General features: G+C 45.0%; 21 protein-coding genes and 1 pseudogene. 3 read left to right on the top strand and 19 right to left on the bottom strand.

The annotated features are described in order from the left end of the window. Positions 1 to 37: 37 nt before the first annotated feature. The 11 genes and pseudogenes from LQE94_RS05160 to LQE94_RS05110 form a co-directional block, all read right to left on the bottom strand. Entirely contained in the window at positions 38 to 892 is an 855-nt protein-coding gene (locus LQE94_RS05160; protein ID WP_000743700.1) for a ParB/RepB/Spo0J family partition protein, read from the bottom strand. 8 nt (positions 893 to 900) lie between these two features. Continuing rightward, entirely contained in the window at positions 901 to 1,866 is a 966-nt protein-coding gene (gene mobV, locus LQE94_RS05155) for a MobV family relaxase (RefSeq protein ID WP_001820668.1), read from the bottom strand. Positions 1,867 to 2,383: 517 nt separating this feature from the next. Beyond that, positions 2,384 to 3,415, bottom strand: a complete 1,032-nt coding sequence (locus LQE94_RS05150; RefSeq protein WP_002596255.1) for an AAA family ATPase — start codon at positions 3,413 to 3,415, stop codon at positions 2,384 to 2,386. A 155-nt stretch (positions 3,416 to 3,570) separates the two neighbouring features. Further along, positions 3,571 to 4,044: an RNA polymerase sigma factor gene (locus LQE94_RS05145; protein WP_002596254.1), complete on the bottom strand. Its 474-nt coding sequence runs from the start codon at positions 4,042 to 4,044 to the stop codon at positions 3,571 to 3,573. Positions 4,045 to 4,120: 76 nt separating this feature from the next. Continuing rightward, positions 4,121 to 4,400, bottom strand: a pseudogene (locus LQE94_RS05140) (hypothetical protein). Positions 4,401 to 4,494: 94 nt separating this feature from the next. Continuing rightward, the gene (locus LQE94_RS05135) at positions 4,495 to 5,004 is read right to left on the bottom strand and encodes a sigma-70 family RNA polymerase sigma factor (RefSeq protein WP_002596252.1); all 510 of its coding nucleotides are present in this window, start codon (positions 5,002 to 5,004) and stop codon (positions 4,495 to 4,497) included. Between the two features lie 599 nt (positions 5,005 to 5,603). After that, positions 5,604 to 6,824 (bottom strand): tetracycline efflux MFS transporter Tet(40), encoded by a 1,221-nt coding sequence (gene tet(40), locus LQE94_RS05130; protein WP_118237227.1) that lies wholly within the window; start codon positions 6,822 to 6,824, stop codon positions 5,604 to 5,606. 69 nt (positions 6,825 to 6,893) lie between these two features. Beyond that, positions 6,894 to 8,813: a tetracycline resistance ribosomal protection protein Tet(O) gene (gene tet(O) / locus LQE94_RS05125; RefSeq protein ID WP_118772847.1), complete on the bottom strand. Its 1,920-nt coding sequence runs from the start codon at positions 8,811 to 8,813 to the stop codon at positions 6,894 to 6,896. Between the two features lie 381 nt (positions 8,814 to 9,194). Further along, positions 9,195 to 9,569 (bottom strand): TnpV protein, encoded by a 375-nt coding sequence (locus LQE94_RS05120; protein WP_001129922.1) that lies wholly within the window; start codon positions 9,567 to 9,569, stop codon positions 9,195 to 9,197. Between the two features lie 187 nt (positions 9,570 to 9,756). Beyond that, positions 9,757 to 10,128 (bottom strand): hypothetical protein, encoded by a 372-nt coding sequence (locus tag LQE94_RS05115; RefSeq protein ID WP_005333400.1) that lies wholly within the window; start codon positions 10,126 to 10,128, stop codon positions 9,757 to 9,759. A 4-nt stretch (positions 10,129 to 10,132) separates the two neighbouring features. Further along, entirely contained in the window at positions 10,133 to 11,071 is a 939-nt protein-coding gene (locus LQE94_RS05110; RefSeq protein ID WP_020436706.1) for a ParM/StbA family protein, read from the bottom strand. Positions 11,072 to 11,413: 342 nt separating this feature from the next. On the opposite strand from LQE94_RS05110, the gene LQE94_RS05105 reads away from it, so the two are divergent. The 3 genes from LQE94_RS05105 (at position 11,414) to LQE94_RS05095 (ending at position 13,309) form a co-directional block, all read left to right on the top strand. Further along, positions 11,414 to 11,788, top strand: coding sequence for a hypothetical protein (locus LQE94_RS05105; RefSeq protein WP_118144821.1), 375 nt, complete (start codon positions 11,414 to 11,416; stop codon positions 11,786 to 11,788). A 149-nt stretch (positions 11,789 to 11,937) separates the two neighbouring features. Continuing rightward, on the top strand, positions 11,938 to 12,531 hold the full coding sequence (locus LQE94_RS05100) for an RNA polymerase sigma factor (protein WP_020436704.1): 594 nt from the start codon (positions 11,938 to 11,940) through the stop codon (positions 12,529 to 12,531). Further along, positions 12,503 to 13,309 carry a hypothetical protein gene (locus LQE94_RS05095; protein WP_109215051.1) on the top strand — a complete coding sequence of 269 codons (807 nt, stop codon included), beginning with the start codon at positions 12,503 to 12,505 and terminating at the stop codon, positions 13,307 to 13,309. Before LQE94_RS05100 ends, LQE94_RS05095 begins: the two co-directional genes overlap by 29 nt. Before the next feature lie 577 nt (positions 13,310 to 13,886). On the opposite strand, the gene LQE94_RS05090 is transcribed toward LQE94_RS05095, so the two are convergent. From LQE94_RS05090 to LQE94_RS05055, 8 genes are all read right to left on the bottom strand, one after another. Continuing rightward, entirely contained in the window at positions 13,887 to 14,333 is a 447-nt protein-coding gene (locus tag LQE94_RS05090; RefSeq protein ID WP_005333384.1) for a hypothetical protein, read from the bottom strand. Between the two features lie 32 nt (positions 14,334 to 14,365). Next, a complete protein-coding gene (gene srtB, locus LQE94_RS05085) occupies positions 14,366 to 15,148 on the bottom strand; it encodes a class B sortase (protein ID WP_005333383.1) in 783 nt (260 codons plus the stop codon). After that, the gene (locus LQE94_RS05080) at positions 15,145 to 16,365 is read right to left on the bottom strand and encodes a CHC2 zinc finger domain-containing protein (RefSeq protein WP_005333381.1); all 1,221 of its coding nucleotides are present in this window, start codon (positions 16,363 to 16,365) and stop codon (positions 15,145 to 15,147) included. Before LQE94_RS05080 ends, srtB begins: the two co-directional genes overlap by 4 nt. 54 nt (positions 16,366 to 16,419) lie before the next feature. Continuing rightward, complete coding sequence (locus LQE94_RS05075; protein WP_005333375.1) at positions 16,420 to 17,367, bottom strand: hypothetical protein; 948 nt, start codon at positions 17,365 to 17,367, stop codon at positions 16,420 to 16,422. Positions 17,368 to 17,450: 83 nt separating this feature from the next. Then, complete coding sequence (gene recD2 / locus LQE94_RS05070) at positions 17,451 to 19,688, bottom strand: SF1B family DNA helicase RecD2 (RefSeq protein ID WP_117613308.1); 2,238 nt, start codon at positions 19,686 to 19,688, stop codon at positions 17,451 to 17,453. A gap of 51 nt (positions 19,689 to 19,739) precedes the next feature. Next, positions 19,740 to 20,798 (bottom strand): YqaJ viral recombinase family nuclease, encoded by a 1,059-nt coding sequence (locus LQE94_RS05065; protein WP_005333354.1) that lies wholly within the window; start codon positions 20,796 to 20,798, stop codon positions 19,740 to 19,742. Then, positions 20,792 to 21,931, bottom strand: coding sequence for a hypothetical protein (locus tag LQE94_RS05060; protein ID WP_005333353.1), 1,140 nt, complete (start codon positions 21,929 to 21,931; stop codon positions 20,792 to 20,794). Before LQE94_RS05060 ends, LQE94_RS05065 begins: the two co-directional genes overlap by 7 nt. A 398-nt stretch (positions 21,932 to 22,329) precedes the next feature. Next, a complete protein-coding gene (locus LQE94_RS05055; protein ID WP_425458801.1) occupies positions 22,330 to 22,518 on the bottom strand; it encodes a 2-ketoisovalerate ferredoxin oxidoreductase in 189 nt (62 codons plus the stop codon). Positions 22,519 to 22,525 lie beyond the last annotated feature (7 nt).

The following is a 22,525-nucleotide window of genomic DNA, read 5'->3' as shown; positions in this document are numbered from 1 at the left end:
CCTCAACTCTCTGTATTTACTTCCCGAAAAAAGAAGATTAGCGGCTGTCACGGTTGCGTTTCCTCTGCAACTCACGCTCCAAAAGTTTGATGATGGTTTCCTCCATCTGCTTCGGCGTTGTGTTCTTCGGAAAGTATTTTTTCAGCTTGCTTGTGTTGATTTTCAAGGTTTCTTTCTGGTTGCCCTTTTCCTCCGTCATAATCGCAAATATCGTATCCATGTCAAGCCGCCCGCTCTGGCTTAACTGTTTCATCCGCTGTGCCTGTGAGAGTGAGGGCGTTGCTTCTTCGCTCTCCATCGTGGCAAAGAGGTTTTCCTGCTCGTCTTTCTTCAAGAAGGACAGTTCCACCGCAGGCGTGAGGGCGATTTTCCCCTCGTCCACCATCTGCAAAATCGGCGGTATCAGTTCCGTCAGGCGGATAAAACGCTGCACGGTCATCCTGCCCACGCCGAAGCCCTGTGCCACCTTGTCGTCCGTCCGCAACTTCGTCACAACTTGTGACGAGGTTAAGTCTGTGCGGAAACCCTGCCGCTTCATGGCTTCGGATTTCATCTTGTAAGCAAACGCCCGCTCCGATGGCAGGATATTCTCACGCTGCAAATTGCTGTCTACAAGGGTGATGATGGCTCGGTCACGGTCTAAGGGCAGGACAAACGCAGGCACGGTATTTATCCCTGCAAGTTCAGAAGCACGGACACGCCGCTGTCCTGCAATCACTTCATAACCGTCCCCGTCCTCTTTCGGGCGTGTGATTATCGGCGTGACAATGCCAAATTCCTTGATGCTTTCCGCTAACTCTGACAGTGTTTCATCTTCTGCCACATGAAACGGATTGTCGGGGAACGGGTACAAGTCTTTGGTCTTTAACACCTTAAAATCCTGTTTCTTCATTCACATATCTACCTTTCTTTCGCTCTGCTTCTATGATTTTTCTGCAATTCTTCCAACACTTCGGGCGGTATTTTTGACAGCAGCCGCCCCATCTGCTCGTTGGTTCTCTGCAATTCAAATATCTTCTGATTCGCTTTCTGCACCTTTAGTTCCTGCTCGTACTTTTCATCACGCATACGCCCCGCATAGTCTGATTCCTGCCCAATTCTCTCTTTCAAACTGTCGATATACGCCTGCTGTTTCCCGATTTCCTTAGAGAATTTCTCCACGTCTGGCAGCCATGCAGAGAGTAAATCTAACGCTTTATCCCTTTTCTTCCCTGCGTTAAAGGCGTTGATGTCGGATAGGGCAGACACGATTTCTTCATACTGTTTATCAAGCCTGCCGCCTAATTTATAGAGCCATGTGGGGACGTGTTTCCGCTTGGTTTCCATTGAGGACTGCCCCCGTTCAAGCTGATTCCACCGTGAGGACATCCGCTCATGGTAGGCGGTCTGCCACTCGGATAATGATTTCTGGTTGCCTAAGATAGCTTTCGCTGACAGCTTATTGTCTGGCGTAATCGGCACAAAGCAGAGGTGCATATGGGGCGTTCTCTCGTCCATATGGACGACAGCGGAGAGGATATTCTGCTTTCCAACACGCTCCGAAATGAAGTCAAGAGCCGTCTGGAAATACGCTTTTTGTTCTTCGGGCGGTAACTGGTTCATAAATTCTGGTGAAGCTGTGATGAGCGTTTCCACCATCATCACGCTGTCTTTCCTTGTCCTGCACCCCGCTTCGGCTACCATGCGGTTAATCTCTTTCTTGTAGGTGTACTTTGGTGGTGCTATGAGATGGTAATTGTTTTTAGAGCGTTCCATATCTATATCTGGGTTGCTTTTGTAGGCTTCTTTCTTCCGCTCGTTGTGGCGTTCACAAGCCGCAACGCCGCCCGCTTTTCGTTTCTGGAAACGCAGGATTGCATAAGGCATAGGCGGATTCCTCCTTTCTTTCGGCGGGTGACCGTCCTTTGGGGTGACAGCGGTGACGGTGGTGACAGCAGTTTTGGGATACCCCCTGCCGACTGCCGCAACTGTCACCCTCACCCCCTGCATGACGGTCATGTCGATGATGACGGTGTTTTTGGGATACCCCCCTCGCAAGAGCCGTCACCGTCATGCCGCCATTCTTTTATCCGAAGCCGTAAGGCGTAGGATAGCAGGGCACAGCCCTGCCTTAAGGGAGTCCAGAGGGAACGTCTGGCACACGACTTTGCAGGGCAAAGTGTAGTGTGTTACACCCTGTAAACGCAGTCGGAAAAATCGGAATGATTTTTCTGACCGCAGGGGTGGTTTTACACGACCGAAAAGGGCGAGTAAATCTCACGCCTGCATTTTGCGTTTACGGGGTGTTCTCCCGTAGGGATGACATCGGCAGGGTATCCTAAAATCACTGTCACCACCGTCACTGCTGTCACCCGCAGGGCAGAGCCGCCAGCTTTACATGGCTTTAAGCGTCAATGACAGTAACAGGGGGTATCCCAATATCGCTGTCACCACCGTCACCGCTGTCACCCGCCCGCTTTGCAAGCGAAATCTGCCTGCCGTGTTTTTTGCGGCTGTACTGATAAACGATATGGTTCTCATTTAAAAATGTGGTGCGGTATTCATTGAGCCATTTCGTAATCACCGTGGGTATGGTTTCCGTTTCCCTCATAGCGGCTAACAGCTCCGTTGCCGTGCCTGCCCATTCTTCCTTATCCCTCATAAAATCCACCAACCGAAAAAGGACGTCTGGTATCGTTTCTTTCGCAAGCTGCTCCTGCGTTTTTCTCTCCACAAGTTCCCAACTGCAATCACGGAAACGCAGCGTGTATTCCTGATAGGGCGTGTCCCTGCCCGTCACATACAGCTTGGCGGTGTCGGATGCCCGTTTCTCCTTTTCCAGAACAAAGGTAGCGTCCGCACTCCCCGTTAAGCCTGTCGTCCCAGACACCTTGTTGAACACATCGCTGTCATTCTGCTTTCGGATGTGGTGTACGACAATGACCGCCAATGAATGCCTGTCGGCAAAGTCTTTGATTAGTGAGATGTCCCCATAGTCGCTTGCGTAGGCATTGTCTTTTGAAGCTGTACGGACTTTCTGCAAAGTGTCAATGACAATAAGCCTGCTGTTTGGGTAATCTTTCAGATAATCTTCAAGCTGCACGATAAGACCGTCTGACAGCTTGCAGCTTGCCACGGCAAAGTGAAGCCGCCTGCTCGCTTCGTTCGTCAATCGGAACAGCCTGTCCTGTATACGGCAGAACGTGTCCTCAAGGCAGAGGTAAAGCACGTCGCCCTCCATTGTCGGCATATCCCACAAGGGAAGTCCCTGCGACACGCATAAACATAGCTTCAGCATGAGCCAGCTCTTTCCTATCTTCTGTGAGCCGCAGAACAGCGACAAGCCTGTCGGGATAAGGCTGTCCACCACAAAGGACGGCTTCTCAAGCGGTTCATAAAGGAGCGTTTCGGCGTTGACTGTCTGTAACTTCTGCATGGCTTTCCTCCTTTCGGGCGGTGTTTTTGTTTTCGTTGCACATAGGCGTTGACCTCCTTAAAAATAGATTTACTCCCACGAAGAAAAAGTGAGAGTATGTAATGCCGCCAATCCCACACAAATAAAAAACAGATTTCTTTTTCGGGCGGTGTCGGTCACGGTTGGAGATACTTCCTCATTTCCGCCTTTACTTTCTCCTTTGCAATCGCAACAGATTTCTGTATTGCCGAAGCGGTGCAATGCTCCATAGCGGCGATTTGGTAAAAATTGAACTCATACTCGTAGTAGAGCAGGAAACGCCGCCTTTGTATCTCTGGCAGTCCGTCAACCGCCTTACAGAGCAGTTCTGCCCGTTCTGCCTCAATCATTTGTTCCTCTATGCTCTTAGGCAGCTTCAACGCCCGCCTGTTCAGCGTTTCGTCCCATACTTCCGAAAACTCCCTGTGCCGCTCGTCCCATTGGAGGAGATTCCTGTTCCTGCGTTCCATCTGCCGAAACTCCATAAAGAACTGTTCCGACACTTCCAACTCGTGGGATTTGCCCTGCCCGTCCTTAAAGCTGATAAAATACCTTGTGCCGCTTTCCGTGGATTCCTCCCGAAGCGTGTACGCCTTAACTCTGTATGCCATCCCGCTTGCCTCCTGCAAAAAATAAGTGAGGGGATTTCCATCCCTCACCCAGTAGCCCGCAGGACGGCAGGCTGTTTTAGACGCTATAAAATTTTCGTAGCTTCTTCCGCAGATGGTCTAACCTCGCATAGATGGCACCAGTCGTCAAATGCACGAGCGGGGCAATCTCCTTTGTGGAATACCCCTGCATTTTCAGCAGGACGATTTTCAAGGTACGCCCGTCCACCGCGACTAATACTTGATAGAGATTTTCGCTCTCAATCTCGTCCAGTAACTCCGCAACCGTACCCACTTCCGCCTGCCGCTTCTTTCCAGATACGCCATTTCCTGTCCTCCCGTCCGTGGTTGTATGCCATTCTTACTTCCTCCAATCAGAATTGATTGAGAGGGCAGAGAAAAACCCCCTCATTTTCCCAAAGGAAAAAACAAGGGGGCTGAACGCCTTAAATTTTAATTTTCTATTATCTTTCTTAGTTTTCTTAGGATTCTGGCTTTGCGTTTGTTCACAACGCTCTGGGTTATGCCGAACCTCGCCCCGACTTCACGCTCAGAAAGTCCGTCAAAAAAGATTGCCTGTATCAATTCCTGTTCACTATCCGACAGCAAAGGCAGGGCGGCTTTCAGCCTGTCCACCATAACCGCATTGACAACGGTTTCCGCAATGTCTGCCGCTTCATCAGCGATAAAGTCTAAAGGCTTCCCCTCGCTGTCCGTAAATCCATCCAGAGAAAGCAGGCTGTTCTTCGTATCTAATTTTTTCAGATAACGCCACCGTTCCTTATCTCGGTAGAAGTCCGTGTATTGCTCCCTCACGACTTCAAGCAGACAGCCTTGAATGGGGATAAACAGCTTGTCCATATAGGTCTGGTCGGATTCCCTGCGGCGGCAGAAATCCGTATAGGACAGTTCCACATATCTGCCGCTTTCCTTGATATATACCTTTCTCGGTGCGTATTTCACTGTAAGTACCTCCCATCTGAATTTTTGAAATGTTCAAAATCCAGATGGAGAGGTGGCGAACGACACCTAACACCACTAATAGCCCTATGGCACTTTCCAACAAAAATCGACAAAAGAAAAACCGCAAAGGCTCTATGACCTTTACGGTTATGGGAAATATTAATTCTGTTGTATGGAGATTGTACTTCTACATTCAAGGCAGGAAGTGCCGTTGCATAGGCAGAAATTTTTTTAACTGGTTTCCTGCCGTTCTCTGATATGCTATGTATTGATAAATTTTGCTTCGTATGAGCAGATAGATAACTGCCCGAAAAAAGGACATAAAAAAATCCCTCCAAATTTAAAAACAAATTCAGAGGGTAATTTAGGGTATAACAAAATAACCCACCCGAATATCGTTTTTTTTATTTGGTGAGTTTGTTCTTTCAAATACGAAACAAATGCTCATGTACGGTAAAGTATCACAAGAAAATTATGTCGAATTGACAGCCGCCTCCGCTATACCGAATAAGGAAATAAAGAGTCCTCAAATTTTGCGCTACTAAATGAAGACGAGCGGAAGTAATCTCCCGCTCGTCAGTAAACTTAACTATGCCATATCAATCCCGCTTCTTTCCCGCCACCGGCACTAAGAACAGCGCGGGCAACAGCAGGAAAGCGGTACAGACCAGCCCCCAGGGTATGGACACCTGCTGGGCTACCAGCCCCACAATAGGCCCGCCGATGATCTGCCCGAAAGAGTCCAGCTGTCCGCTGGTGGAAAAGACTGTGGCGCGCATTTTCTCATCCACATGGTCGTTCATCCAGGCGGCCAGCACAGGCTCCTTGATGGTGCGCATAAGCCCCGCCAGCAGGAACACCAACAACATGAACCAAAAGCTCCGCCCCACCGCGAAGAGAACCAGGAACAGGATATACCCGGCGCTGGTGGACATGACCACACTGGTTCGGCTGACAGTCCCTTTTTTCTCCATGCGGGCGATGAGCAACTGAGAAGCCAGAATACCTAAGCCGTTGCCGATAAGACTGATAACACCGAACCAAGTGACGCTGTTCAGCGGCCCGATAACGGGTATTACCGTGTCATCCAGAAAATGAGCGGTGGAGAGCCGGTCAAAGCCTTCACTGGCAAGTCCCCCGCATAGTGTGATTGCTAAGAGCGCCAGCAACACAGGTGCGCCTTTCACAAAGCCCAGGTTGAGCTTGAACAGGCAGACAAAGTCTTTAAGCAAGCCCTGCCGTTCCTCAATAGCAGGGGAGAAGTTGGTTTCTGGCATGATGCGAACCATCACCAGCCCCAACAACAAGCACAAACTGCCCCCCAAGATGACAGGCATTTGCAGGTTTATGTTTCCCAGCAGTGTGCCCAGCACCACGCCCAGAACGCCGCCGATTTGCCCCATTTGACTGCCCCGCAGGAACACCTTGTCTATGGGTTTGTCCTCTTCCTCCGAGGCAATCCACGCCTCCAGAGCGCCGGTGATGAAGGTATCACCGCAACCCCAGACAACCTGGGCCAGCAGAACCGGCGCGAACCACGGTAGCGCACCCTCCATCAGAAAGCCCAGGCCGTAGAGGAACATTCCAATCAGCACCGAGCGCCGACGGCTATACAAATCCGCCACCACACCGGTGGGCATCTCGAACAGAAAGCAGGAGGTCTCCTGAACCGTCCCTACCAGGACAAGCTGGAAAGCATCCAGCTGCACCACCTCCAGGTGGTACACGATGGAAAGCACTGTGGACATAGAAACCGCCAGGGAACAGACAAATCGGAACAGCAGGTAGACAGAATATGCCTTTGAATTTTTAGCAAACATGAAGTTACATTTCATCATAATTAGTCTCTAATCCTTTCAAATCTCATTTTATATGACTTTTGCAAGCTGTTAAGCTAACTTGTGGAACATATGCCGAACCTTATCTATACGGCTATTCGGGCGGCGGGGTTGGCAAATAAATTTACCAATAGCTGGCTGGTATCCTTTTAACTCTGTCAAGCAGACTCCCTGCCCATTTGTGAAATAAGTTAAATCGTTCCTGTATTCTTGAATACATCTAGCAGGGATTTCTCCTTTCAGAATGACCTCGTCATTCTTTATCTGAGTACTTACAATATCTGCACAATACCTTGGAGCATCATGATACGCCCGTGAGAGATATTCCTGCGGTGCATAAATTTCAAAGTGGAGATATGGCTCTAATAGTTCTGTCCCTGCTTTTTTTAAAGCCTGCTCCAATACGATAGGGGAAAGCAGCCGAAAGTCTGCGGGGGTACTTACAGGACTATAATACAATCCATATTCAAAACAGATTTTACAGTCTGTCACTTTCCATCCATACAGCCCCTGCTCGCAGCCATAAAGAACCCCCTCCATAACCGCATTTTGGAACGATTGATTTAAATATCCAAGTGAAACTCTGCTTTCATACTGCACTCCGCTTCCAATAGGGAGCGGCTCTATGGACAACCCGACAGAAGCCCAGAAAGGATTTGGCGGGACTTCTATGTGGATGGTATATTCTGCTTTTCTAAGCGGTCTTTCCATATATATAACAGTAGGCTCTTTTATTTCTGCCTCCACATGATATTTTTCCTCAAGGATGGCACAAATGACTTCCATCTGCACTTTCCCCAAAAAAGAAAGTATAATCTCATGCGTTGTAGTATCCACATAATATTTTAAAAGAGGGTCGCCATCTGAAATTTCTGTAAGTGCCCCAAGCAATATTTCCCGCTGTTCAGATTTCTTTGCTGCAATCGTTGTTTGGAGCATAGGGAGAGGATTTTCAATAAATGTTCTCTGCGGCAACAGCATTTCGTTCCCCAAAATACTGTTTAGCTGCAAAACATCATTTGGTAAAATTACAATATCACCAGAGCAGGCTATATCGGATGAACATAATTCCCCGTTTATCGGAACACACATCTCTGTGATTTTTATTTTCTCTTTTTCAGATATTCTAATAACATCCCTCAAATGCAATGTTCCGCTATATATACGCACATAAACAAAACGCCGCCTTTTCTCTGAATATTCAATCTTAAAAACCTGCCCGCATAGTTCAGATTGACCTTCAGGCGTTGATGAATAAAACTTACTGGCAATCACTTCTATAAGCTTCCGAATCCCCAGATTGTTTTTAGCGCTTCCGTGATAAACGGGAAATAACGTTCCGTTTTGGAATCTCCTGTTTTCTTCCTGTTCCAGTTCTGACATTTTAAACGGTTTCCCTGACATATATTTCTCTAATAGTTCATCGTTTCCCATAATTACCGCATCCCACTGTTCCATATCGTCATTGTCCGTTACATTTATATGGGGATGCTGCCCAACCTTTTGCTTCACTATAATTTCCGAAGAAAGCTTTGCTTTCATTTCTTGATATACCATTGGCAAATCAATCCCCTCTTGGTCAATTTTATTGATGAAAAAAATTGTCGGAATCTTCATTGTCTGTAGTGCATGAAACAGTATACGGGTCTGTGCCTGTATGCCATCCTTTGCAGAAACTAATAATACTGCTCCGTCTAATACGGATAAAGAACGGTATACTTCCGCCAAAAAATCCATATGGCCTGGCGTATCTATAATGTTGACTTTTACATCCTCCCACTGAAAAGATGTCACTGCTGTCTGGATAGTGATTCCCCTTTGACGCTCCAAATTCATTGTATCTGTCCTTGTTGTGCCTTCATCTACGCTCCCTAGTTCTGCAATTGCACCACTGGTATACAATAAACTTTCCGTTAATGTTGTCTTTCCTGCGTCAACGTGAGCCAGAATGCCTAAGTTAATTATTTTCATGTGATTTTCCTCCTATCAACACCCAAAAAAGGGCATAAAAATACCCAGTGATAAATACTCCTATCACTGGGTAAATAACTCCAATAGCCCCAAAACACTTATATGTTTTCGGGCATATAAAATTACATGATAAAAGTATTCTTAAACTGGGTACAAAAAACTAAGCCCCATATTAAAAGTGAAACGAGACTGCTACTTTTTGTTCCCACTATCAAATTGACAGTTTATTTAAGAATACCTTGCCGCATATTTATTAACTCCTTGTATAATACTGAATCTAATTATATTCCTTAACCCTTTATTTGTCAAGCTTTTATTTGTCAAGCTGACAAACTAAAGCAGAAAAAGCGGCAGGATTTCCCCCTGCCACTAATCATCTGTTTATGCAAAAATAATTTCCTTTTCCACAATCTCCCTCGCACAAGCCCTTATGTTATTGAGGCATCCTGTCCATTCTAAGGCGTTTTCTGCCTTTAGCTGTTCCGTTATGCCCTGTGCCTGTTTCATACCCTCTATGAGCCTTTCAAAGCGTTCCTGTGCCTGTCTGTTGATGTCGGCAAGGTAGGCGTTTAGCCTGCCGCTTGTAAGAAGATTGGTGTATGTAACTTTACGGTACTGTTTTAGATAATCTAAATGCCGTTGCCCCCAGATGCCTATTGCCTGTTCTTCTTCGGCGGGTACAGTTAAGCACGGTATCAAATAATCCCCTTGCCTTTCGTATTTGCCGCCCAGTTCCTCAAATAATGATTTTGCCATTGTCTGTTACCTCCACATTCTTTTTTATTTTGAATGTCCGCAAAATCCGTCCTACATCATCTACACATTATACAAAGACAATCTGTGAGTAATCTGTGAATAGTCTGTGAGTTTTCTGTCTATTCCCATTCTGATACAAAGAACAGGAGAGTACACTGCCATAAGCATGTGTATCTCTCCTGCTTTTTTATGCCCTGCGAAATGCACTGATAGCATCCACTACATTCTGTCTCATAGTCTGATCCATCCGCAGCGGTTCTTCTTCCATCAAATCAACTTCTGTGGGCATTTCTCTATTTATCTTAGAAACGTCCTGCCCTTCCAATACCTTTCTTACTTCTTCCCGGATGATTTGCTGCATCATTGGCCGGAGCATATCCGGTTCCATGCTTATACTGCCATTACCTGTCTCATCCGTTCTTCCCGTATATGCCAGAATTGCCGCAACGATCAGTTTTGCTTTTTTCTCTGTCGTATTCAGAAGTTCTGTCACATACACGTGATCTGGATCCGACTTATCAAAACCAATAGTGAATACAAACGGATTTTTCTTTCCCATAAAATCACACTCCAGCCTGTGTCATGCGATACAAAAGATCATATCCATCGGCATTTGCTTTCATATCCCGGATAAAGGTATGTTTTCCCAACCGGTCTGCCTGCTCCAGAAATCGTTCCAGAAGCACTGCTCCGCCGCCGATAAACACCGTATAAGTAGATTTTGTATCAATGCCCCGCTCTCGGATGCTGTTCAGAAGATCGGTAACAAAATTCTGAACCATGGTTTCTACTGCCTGTACAACAGCTTCCTCATAATACTGCGTTTTTCCCTTGATGATACTGTCGATATCTGCCTCCTCCAGAAGCATGTCATATTCACTGTTAATACTGGAAATGATATCGTTATACATGGTAATCACACCTTTTTCCAGAGAATCACAATAATCCATATCCGGTCTGCCACTTCTCATCAGAAGATAATCAGAAGTAAATCCGCCAATATCAATCCCTACGACTTTCGGAATCTCACGGATTTCCATCATCCTCGTCATCATGGCTGCATAATCCTGCGGAAACGCCATTACATTCTGTATACAGAGGTGATAGACTTTATCGTTGAAGCACAGTTCCTGCACCTTCCCGTCCCCTTTGAAATAGCGTTCATATCTCTCACAAAGCTCTGCAAAATGCTTCGGCGGAAGCCCAATCGGAAGTTCCACCTGAATGACATCCTCCGGCTGGATCTGGCTTTTCTGCTCCAGCTCCATTGCAATGGCAAATAAGGTCAGAATCCAGAATCGGTTCCGGCTGTCCTGCGTCTTGTCCCTCTGGTACGGAATCCGCTTCTCACTAAGGGTATAATACTTTCCCTGATATTTCAGATACTTCTCTCCCCTGGCAGGCTTTTTATCCTGTTCCGTCAGTCCTGTGGTAAAGATAAAATGACAGGTTTTCATGTTCCGGTTCCCGTGATCCACGGCTACTCTTAATTTTTTAATCATAATGATTTCACTCCTTTGTATTTGATACTTATTCTGTACGTAGGAGGTACCTAGAGTGCAACTCTTTATAATCCATTTTCTTATTTTACCAATCAAAAAATTCAAAAAACAAAAATTAAAAATTATCTTTTTTAATTTTTTAAATAAATGCAACCGTTACAATATTTACTGTGTATCTTATTACAAAGGGAACCTTGGAAAGGAGTCGTGTACATATATGAAGGCTTATAAAAAATAATCAGTTTTATCCTAACACTCGTTATGATGCTGTCGCTAAGTGTTAATGTTTTTGCAGCAGAGCCGCTTACAGATGACCCTAATATGATTGAATGGAAGTACACTGTGTTTGCTGACGAAAGCCTGCAGAAAGTTGTTGAAGAAGGTGTTATTCCAAATGCATATGCCCGATATACTTGGCGCGGAATCACATTGAAAAATGGCGAAGTCGCCATATTAACACCATCAAATAACAGTATGGGACTTTATTGTAATAGCGGCAGATACATAACTATAAATTACACTTTGAGCCGTTCTGCTTTTCATCGTTCAAGAGTACGCGCATACGTAGCTGGACCTTCATCAGAATTTGTGCGTGAGATTACAGCAAGTGGTTTGCGTTCAGGATTTACGACACAGGCAACAGATTACTATTACGGCATGGTAACTAATCTGTCCTCTGATGCCTTTACAATCAAATCATTTTCTATTACATTTTAATAGTGGAAAATATTTCAAGTGCTGGTGAGTACTTATCCTGATTTTAATTGAAGCTTTTTAACTTGGTTTCTCGGTTCCCTTTTTTGAAAATACACATTCCCATTATTAAACCACTGCTATAGTATTCACTGAATTTATGAGGTAGAAGCATGTTATTTAACATAGATGAGAAACAACTGATGCTCGAACTAAAAAATAAAGATGAGCGCGCTTTAAAAATATGTATGAACAAATACTACAGATATGTTGTATACATAGTCGAGAATATTATTGGAAGTGCTTTGCCATATGAAGACAAGGAGGAGGTCGTGTCTAATGTTTTTGTAGCTCTATGGAATTACAGTGCAGATTTAGATACAGATAACTACAGCACATTCAAACCCTATTTAGGAACAATCGCAAGAAACATGGCAAAAAACGCATTACGAAAAACCTCTAAGATGCATTTTGAAAATTACGAAGATGCGTTTCAGGTTGGAACGAACGAACATATTGAATACGGGCCGTTAAAAGAAGAAGTAATCAAATGCTTAAAAGAAAGCATATATGAACTATCAGTTGACGAAAGAAAATGTTTTATCTCGTACTACTATTACACTAAGACAATCGCTGTAATAGCAGAAGAAACCGGATTAAAAGAATCTACAGTAAAATCCAAACTGTTACGCGGACGTAAAAAATTAAAACTAAAAATGGAAAAGAAGGGATTTAGATATGAAGACTGTAAAATTTTCTTTGAATGAGTTAATGAGTGAAATTGATGAATCTTTTATTGAGGAAGTGTATTTTCATGATTGCAATAAAATACTGAAAAAATATTCCAAACAAAAGATACGTCAAAATGTATTTTGTAAAACAGCTTCAAAACATAAGCCTTTAAAGTTCACTTATAGAACTGCAATTATTGTAACTGTGGTTTCAGTGTTTTTGTGTATGCCTGTATATGCTGCAATCAGTCATCTGTTAACATCGGCTTTAATTGATGACAGCAATCGACATTTAATCGGGACAGAAACCAATGATAGAAGCTACATCATATTAAAAGACGGTGTATATACCAATGAAAATGGGAAAGTTGTTGATATTGAGGAATTAGCCAAATCTTCATCAGAATTTCCTGAAAGCAGAATTGTTAAAAGCAGTCTGATGCCTAATTTCATACCATCATCAATAGTAGAGATTCCTACTGATAAATCAGATGAAATGTATATCATTCCAGAAATAATTCTAATCAACAATTCACTTTGTGTACTTACACAAGACAATGGAAAGGGATGGGAACTAACTGATAAAGATAATATAGTCATTTCGTTTGATAAATATAAATCAGACATTACAGTATCCCAAGATTTGATTATCGGTTATGTAAAAGACGGGATAATGTATGAAGGAGAAGTGTTCGATGAACTGAGTGGAAAATATAGTTTCTCACCAGATGAAAAAGGGGAATATTTTTTCTATCTGCTTAGCGGAAGTTCCGATTATCTATCTCTTAAAAGCGGTAATCTGGAGGTAAATTAAATGTTGCTTTTGCGGGACTTCAGCATACCAATTAACTTTAGTATAAGGACGGGAAGACCTCTTCCGTACAGGAATAGGTCTTCTTGCTGTCTCCGTGCATGCTTTAAAGTATAAATAGGCTTTAATCTGGATACAATTTCAACTGCATCGTTGATACACGCTGTGTTTATCTCGTTTACTGTATCATTCATAAGAATTTAATTGGTTATGTTTATTGTGATGATAGAGTAGCCTTTGTTTTGAACATCTTCCTTGAAAGATTTGTAAACGATACTGTAGATTATCATATTCATTATGTCGGCGTAGATTCTTTAGATGAAGAATGTATTGAATGCAGAAAATACTCTGATTATTGTGAACATATTTTACCTGCTTTCTGGATAGATGACGATTTTTGTGAATAATGAAACACTGGTGTTTGGTTATTCAAAATTTAAGCTGATAGATACTGGTGTTAAGTATATTAATCCGAAGCATTTTTCCGTAAAAAACTTTGTAAAGTATTGCAGATTCAATAAAGAGTGAAATTACAGTAAAATAAAAGATAGTTTTTTCGTTCCTTTGTTATGCCATTGTTCTACGCCGGAATCTTTTCTGCCATCTCCGGCAGGCACTTCTCAAATAATTCCCGATATCTTCGATACCCTTCATCCCGGAGTGGACCTTGCAGTGATGTCAGAGACCAAAGGAGAAGCTCTTCCTCTTCCACAGCATACGGAGAGGTATAGACAAATTTTTTCCCGTCAAAATGCGGTTTTGATAACTTCAGTATTTCCGTAATCTCTCCTTTTGTTTCCGCCTGCATAATCATTTCCACTTTCTTCCGATGGAACTCGCAGACGATGCTCTCCAGAAATCCCTGCTTCAGATAAAATTCCGCCCTTCTATAAAGTTTTACAAGAGCCTCCACTCTTTCATCAAATAACTTGTCCTTTTCACTGACTATCATCTGTGCCAGTGCGTTTGCATGTTCCATAACCAATGCTGTTCCCATTACATTTCCTCCCATAATAAAAGCTGGCATAAGAAATTTCTTCTCACACCAGCACGATTCTTTTATTCCTCTGTGATGATCTCACTGCTTAATTTTCCATGTACCAGATAGCGATAATTCCGTCTGGAATTGACACAGGTAGACAGCGTAACTATCCGATCCGTTGCCGACAGCTCGGTGCCGGTATCATAATCCCTATAAGAAGACACCGTATCCAGAAACGTCTGAAAATCTTCCGCTTCCGGGAAATGATACCTATATCCCTCACTTCCGGTTCTTCCCGCATAGCAGGAAAAGATACGATACTTGAGGATCTTGTCCGGCAAATAGAGATAAAACTCCGGATGTTGTTCAAATAGCTCTTTGTCTTGGTACTTATCCAGAGTTCCGAACATGCTCCCGTTTTTCATATTATGCCCGTACACGATCGTATTCTGATCCGTAAAGTCCGGCTGATTATGGCAGTCCACAAAGATGCTCCCGTTGATATTGGATTCTCCCGAAAAAAGGTGATGAAGATAATATGCATTATCTTTCCCCTGTACCACCGGATAACTAATATCCAGTGCCGGAATCTGAATCCACGCTATGACATCCGGATTAACCGCTTTTAAACCTGCAAAATCAATTTCTAGATACCTATTCTTAGGTTCCTCCTTTTCTTTCTCAGACTCCGGTGATTCTTCTTCCTCTGGTTCCTGAACATATTCCTGCAGTTTCTCGTAACTTACGTCCCCTTTCTGATACTTCAGATAAGCACCAAAGAGTTTTCCTGCCGCTGCGAGAAAAACAAGCAACAGGCAGATAATGAGTCCTGCAAGAACCGTATTTCCTTTTTTTCTCATGATTGTTCTCCTTTCGGAAGAGCCGAAGTCTGTGCCCCGGTTCCTTCCTTCTGTTTGATGGCGGCTAAATAGTCATCAATCCCCTTGTGTTTCCCGTTCCACTCCCCGCTCTCGTCCATATCCCAGACCATCCGGTTCATCGGCAGGGAAAGCTCCCGGCAGATTTCATAGACCTTATTGCAGCCGTTCTGGATAATCCTCCGTTTCTCCGCCTTATGCTGGCAGATAACAGGGGAACGCTCAAAACAGACCGCACACTTACTGTCATGCTTATTGCAGGCTACTTTCATCTTCTTATCCATGTCATACGCCTCCAAAAGCTGTTTCATCCCATATCCTTTCATCCGCTCCAGCACCGGTTTCAGATTCCGGTACTGGTTCACTCCGGCAACGCACACAAAGGTAGCGCCGGACAGATAATGGGCTATGGTCCCTTTTAAGGCTCCTTCGGTCAGATAGACACGTTCTGCGGCAAGATCACCGATCACATGTACCGGACTTCCGGAGGAAACTCCCTGGTCATAATTGACACTGGACAGCCAGATATATTTTTTCGTGTCAGTCACATGATCTACCCGGATCTGAAAACCCTGGATGAACCCGTCCAAAGAAACTATGGGAATCAGGATTCCTGAGTTTTCTGCTTTGAAGTTAATCGTCCAGTTTCCGTCTGTATCCCGGTAGAATCCCGGCACGCCTTTCACCATATATCCTTCTTCTGCCAGCCTTTTGACCAGCTTCTTCATTCCAAACAGCGGGACACTCCGGTAACGCTGTGCTTCGATCTGTTCCGGTTTTAATCCTCGTCTTTGCAGATCCTCCTGATGCTTCCTGTTAAGCGTGAGCATGGACAGCATTCTCTGATACGTCCGGTGGATTTCCTCTATGGGTGCAAGCTCTGCCGTTGCCTTTTCTTCCTGTACCGGCGTTGCTTTGATATAATCCGTCCGGTATTCTCCTTTTCCTAATGCTTCCCGGATCTGCTGATTTGCTTCGGAGAGTGTAACATTGTGCAAATCCGCATAAAGCTTCAGCATCCCCCCGGACGCATCACAGCGGTTGCACCGGAATACATTCTTTTCCACATTGATATTCAGTTTTCCATGCGTCTCTCCACAAAACGGGCAGTCATAATAGTTTCCCCGCCGCTTTCTGAGATGCAGCACCTGCACCACATCCAGTATTCCATAATCAAACCCAGACATATCATAATACATCCCGGTCTCTTCCTCCTTTCCCCCGCAGAAAAAAGCTCTCTGCGGGGTTCTTCCTTAACCAGCCATCGGCATTGCTTTTTGTAAAATTACCTTTGCTGCCGCCGGAACCAGATTGTTCGGTCCGGAATATTGCTCGGCAAACCACTGGATCGTTGACGGGCTTTCAACTGCCACCTGTCCCATGGTCTTTCCGCCGTATTTTCCCTTTCCCGGAATCACAGTCCCGACTGCCATTTCATAGTTCATGTGTTTCATCAGTTCTTCTACCGGAAGGGACGTATCCAGATTCTGTAATGCTCCCTGCAGCATCTGTCCGGTCTTTGGCGGCGTAGAGGCAGCCGGAGCGGAACCGTAGCCAGGCATTTGTCCACTGCCATGGTAAATGGTGCTTCCCGCCGCCTGTGCCTGCTGATAGAACTGATTCATCATCTGCTGGCCTGCATATTCCGGCTGACCTGGCATCTCTCCATAAGTTGGCATAGGGGCATTTGGCATGACACCCGAATCCGGCATGGCTGCATTTTCCATGGCACCTGAATCCGGCATCTGTGGATTCTGATATGGAATTCCGGCATCTACCTGTGCAGGATCATTTTCCTCTCCCACATCCGCAAACTGCACACCATATCCGGCATCCGATAATGCCCTTCCTACGGCTGCTGTTTCTGCCATTTCCAGAAATTTGTCTCCAAACTTCGGGTCATCGCTCCGGAATTTCTGCGAAAAGGAATTGGCTACATAATTGTCTTCCTGATCACATTTATCCAGATAGATACGTGCTTCCACAACTGCCATGTTCTCTGTGAAAGTGATAATCCGGCTGATGATCTTTCCTGCCGGATTGACCAGACGAAACCATAGCTTCCGGTATTTCACATCCAGATAAAGCTGCTCCTCCTGCCCTTCTTCTCCAATCTTTCTTGCCAGTTCCATCGGATGGAAGCCATCCACACGGTTCAAAGCGGCAACTGCCTCTGATTTCTTATACAATAATTCTTTCATTCTCTGCTCCTTTCATTTAGAAAAGCAGACGTTCCCCTATATAAGAGTAATAGTCCGCTTATTTCAAAAATTGAAAAATATTTTTAAACAACAAGTTTTAACTGCTCCATTTCCGGTTTCTGTTCACTCTGATACTGATCGTAATACTGTACGATCCGCTCACTCAGAATGGTGTTCCTTGTCCCGCTGTCATCCGTATGGATTGCCTGACAGACTGCAGCCCATTCCCCTACCAGATAAACCTTGCTTTTCGCTCTGGTCACTCCGGTATAGAGAATATTGCGCTTCAGCATCATATAAAAGGCTTTTACCCAAGGGATGATGACAACCGGACATTCGGAACCCTGTGCCTTATGGATGGTTGTTGCGTTAGCATGTTCGATCATTTCCATCTGGTCAGCTTCATATTGCACCTGCCGCCCATCCGGGAATCCGATCACTGCCCTGGCATTTCCATCCTCATCCGTGATACAGTCCAGTATCCTGCCCAGATCGCCGTTACTCGCCATCTCGGTATTTTTATTCTGTAAAATCTTATCGCCAACCCGGAACACCTGACTGCCGATATGCAGTTCCTTCTTCCCTGCGATTGGCGGATTTACAAAATCCTCCAGAGATTTGTTCAATTCATCCACTCCGGCAGCACTGCGTTTCCGATACGGAGTCAGGATCTGTACCTGATCCATGCCGTTTTTTGCAATCTCGTCCAGATAAATCCTCCGGACAATCTCTGCCGCTTCATCTGCTCCTTTACAGGCAATGAACTGAAAATCCTCCCCAAAGCTCAGATTAGTCTTATTCTCCTGCATCAGTTTTGCATTATAAGGTATGCTGCTCAAAGCGCCCTGCCGGTAAACCAGATCCAGTACCGTGACCGGAATCAGCCCGCAGGCAATCAGTTGCCGGAACACATCCCCGGCTCCTACGGATGGAAGCTGGTTCTTATCCCCGACTAAAAGGACTCTGGCATGTCTGCTAACCCGCCGGAAAAATTCATAGGCAAGATGCATGTCCACCATGGACACCTCATCTACATTTAGAAATCCGGCAGACAGGTACTCAAAATCCGGTTCAAAATCCGTATCATCTCCCAAAAGCCCCAGGGCCAGATGCATCGTGGATGCATTTTCACAGCCGGTACTCTCCACCATACGTCTTGCCGCACGTCCGGTCGGAGCCATAAGCTGTACCTCTGACCTGCATAACGCCTGATGGATATAGAGAATCACCTTGAGAACCGTTGTCTTTCCGGTTCCGGGACCTCCGGTAATAATACTGATGGGATGTGCAAACACCATCCGCACTGCCTGTTTCTGTGTTTCTGACAGCGTGATCCCCAGTGTCTTCTGTGCCTTTTCCAGCTCCGGTTCAATGGACAGCAAAACCGGCTTCTCCAAAAGCCGTCTGGCTATCATGGAAGCGGTCTGTGTTTCTTCTTCATACTGCCGGATAGAATAGATCCGTTCTTCCTCCACAACAATGCTTTTTTGCAGCACCAGCCGGTAAAGCACCTGACTGACATCCTGCTCCGATACTGCCATGACCTGCAGATCCCGGTTCAGTATTTCCAGTGCTTCCCTGATAACCTCCTGACGCTGCTTAAACAGATGTCCTTCTTTCATTGCCTGATTCATGATATGTCCGATGCACCCGGATATCCGCATGGGATCATTGAGTGCACAGCAGCACTGTCTTCCGATCGCATCCACAGTCAGAAACCCGAAGCCTTTGACTGCACTCAGCATGTAAGGGCGGTGCCGGATAATATCCACCGATTCATTTCCGAATTTCTTCAGAATCATATTCACTTTTTTGGGTGTTACCTTAAAAGGCGCCAGAAACGTCATCAGTTCCCGGAACACCTGGTTTTTTCCATAGGACTCCACAATAGCAGCCAGCTTCTTCTCGGAAATTCCACGGATCTTCAAGAGTTCCTGCGGGTTGTTTTCCATGATTTCCAGTGTCTGAAGCCCAAACTTCCGGAAAATAGTATCTGCCATCTTGGGACCGATACCTTTGATTGCACCGGAAGAAAGGTATCCTAAGATACCCTCCTTTGTCCGTGGTACAACCTCCATGAAATTTTCCACCTGATACTGAGTTCCATGCTCTCCGCTCTCCCATCTGCCTTCCATCTCAAGCTCAATCTCGTCTGTAAGCGGAAGACCGAATCCAATCGCTGAGAAGCCGATGATATTCCGGGATGCCAGATATTTGTCTCTGGCTGACAGGGGGACAGACGTATCCTGTGTGGTGAATATGGCAATCGTATACCCATTCTCCTCATTCTGGAAAATCTTATGTTTAAATCTGCACCTCATTGTTTATATCCCTCCAGCTTTTTATCCGCATCCGTTCATTTGGTTTTCTCATTACGCCGCCTCCTTCTTAATTCGGAAAGTACGGCTCTCCGTTGTTTTTGTATATTCCTCATAGATATCCGGATGCTGGTTTTTCAGCTTCTCCATCTGGTCTTTCCCAACCGAAGTACGTCTGGTCGGATTATAGGTAATACGGTAACGGTTCGTACCGTCCTCCAGCACTGCCTTGCAGCCCTGCCCCAGCTGTTCCACAAAAGGAACACTGATTGCCCGCTGTTCTGCTTCGATTTCCTTTTTCCGTTTTTCCAACTGTGACTTTTCCTCCGAAAGGGTAAGATACTTCTCAAGATTTTTTGATTCCAGACCGGAAAGCACAATTTCCGGAATAGATTTGTCTGCAAAACCACCATAATTACGGATATTTGCCAGAACCAGATCGGAATTCCCGTTATGCGGCGGTACTACATTTTTCAATACATGTTCCTGCCAGAAATACGTTTCCTGATCAATGATGTCTTCTTCCTCAATCAGATCACGCTCAATGGTGCGATACACAAACTCATTCTCGTTATTTCCATACAGGCATGCGATAAAGGCTTTCTGCATATTCATCACAGACAGATAATGCCTTACCTGCAGCACATAATGAGCTGGAATACCCTCATCAGCCCACTTATCTTTCGCATTATAATTGCAGGTTTTACATTCCAGAATCGCAAATGTCCCATCCGGCATACGAACAAAAAAATCCACATCTGCAAGCATGAACGGATATAATGGATGCCGGAACATGACACGTACCGGAAATACTTCCAGTCCGGTCTTTTTGGAAAAGATTTCTGCCACCAGATCTTCCAGCCGGTGTCCGACTTCCTTGGCAACCCAGTTGCTTTCCTCTTCCTCCTGAATGACCGGCTGCACACCTGTTTTGTTGTAAAACAGATCCCGGATAGTGGCAAATGGAGAGATCCCCATGATTGCCGCTACATCACTGCCGCCGATTCCTTTTTTGCGGTATTCCAACCAGTCTTCTCTTGACAGGTTACTGATATCCACAACCTTTTCCGGTGTATACTCTGCTTTGTTATTCATTCCAATTCCTCCTAACATTTGACTGCTCCATAAACGTCATATTTTTTCCAGTCTTTTATAAGCGCCTTCGTAATATCCTCCTCCAGCTTCAGGATGCCCTGTCCGGACATTCCTTCACAGGCTGCAAAAAAGGAGGCTTCATTCATGGCATAATAAAGATCATGTGCCGTACAGGCACCTTCCCCGTTCTGGGATACAAATAGCTCCACCACCTCATTCCGGATCTTCTGTTTAATGCCAAGTTCCTTCATCAGCAGCTTCAGGCAGTTCACCGGATTACGGATCTCAATGTCCATAAGCTGAGTAAGATTCTTCATCGCATCCACATAGCGGGCGCATACCTGCTCCAGATTTTTCCGGAAGTCCAGAATCGTTGCCCCTTTATCGTGAGCCAGCTTGATTGGACTTCCCAGACTGATAACGCCGTTTGGTCCGTCTGTCAAAAGCATCGGATACAGATTTGCACCGCTCGCTGCCACGTCAGATGTGGTAAAACGAAGTGCCGGTGACAGGATCTTCTCATCCATTCCGTGTGCATCCAGTGCTTTTCGGTAAGTATCCAGAAGTTCCTGACTTCCTCCGAGCTTCCACATGGCAGATACAATGGAATGGTCATAGATACCAGAGCCCTCCATGTAAACACTGCCTTTGAAATTCAGATTCAGATATTCGCAGGTTGTCTCAAACATGGCTTTCATATCAAGGATGCAATAATCATGTTTATCCCCGCCATGTACTGCGGAAACCTTTCCGTCCGCAATCTTAATCAGGGCATCCCCTTTTGCAACCCGCAGGCAGTAATTGACTACCTTCGCATATGTTGCCTTATCCAGCTTGCGAAGCCCGTCTCCATTGACACCTGCGCGGCTTAAAATGGTGCGGATGGCACAGTCACGTACCGGATAGGATTCTCCTCTCATTTTCAGTACAAGCTGCGTATTCTTCTCTGTATCCTCCAAAATTTCTTCCATGGATGCATCTGCCGCATCCAGATTTTGAGCCTCCTTTTCCAGTGGTGCCAGCCGTAACGTATTCGTTGGCTTTCTGATCCATTTGGCATTTCTTCCTCTCTCTGCCAGAAACTCCAGCAGATCTTTTACTTCTGCAAAGGATCTCTCAAATCCATCTGCATACACTCTTGCTTCATTCATGTTCTTATTCCACCTTTCTTAAAATAATATTTATCCATCAACAGCCGAAGCTGGTTGTGGCATGCAACTATGCCGAAACCTAAATGTAAGCACAAAAAAAGAATGAAAAGAGAGTCTTTTCTCTGTTCATTCTTAAAAGTCTGGTTTCTTCCTGAAAAAACAAAAGTGCCACGCAGCCAAAAAAGGCATACCGTGACACTCACTACAAACATAAACTACTTATGCCAGGAATCAGCTCCTGCTGTTTCCTGTAAGTTTGGAGATTCTTATGAATCCCGAAACTCCCCAAAAAGGGTGTGCATAAAATAAACTATATCAGTATACTAGCACAAGATATTCCTCATGTCAATTCAGGCTTATACTATATATGGTGTTTATATTTGTTCAAAATACTACATCTATTTTTCTACTACGAATTCAATCTTCTCTTTCAGATACTCCCGGCAGCCAAACCGAACCGTTCCACACTGCTTTGACTCCTCTTTCGCCTTTTCATTACAGCAGTCCAAGTAGGGACAATCGTTACATTGATTCCGCAGTGCTTCCTTCGCCCATTCAATTTCCTGCTCATTTCCTATAATCCGCACAGACATC

Origin of the sequence: Mediterraneibacter sp. NSJ-151 (genome assembly GCF_022487435.1) — a bacterium.
Taxonomy (GTDB): Bacteria; Bacillota; Clostridia; order Lachnospirales; family Lachnospiraceae; genus Schaedlerella; species Schaedlerella hominis.
Note: the sequence above shows the minus strand (reverse complement) of the source record. Positions and strands in the feature narration are given on the sequence as shown.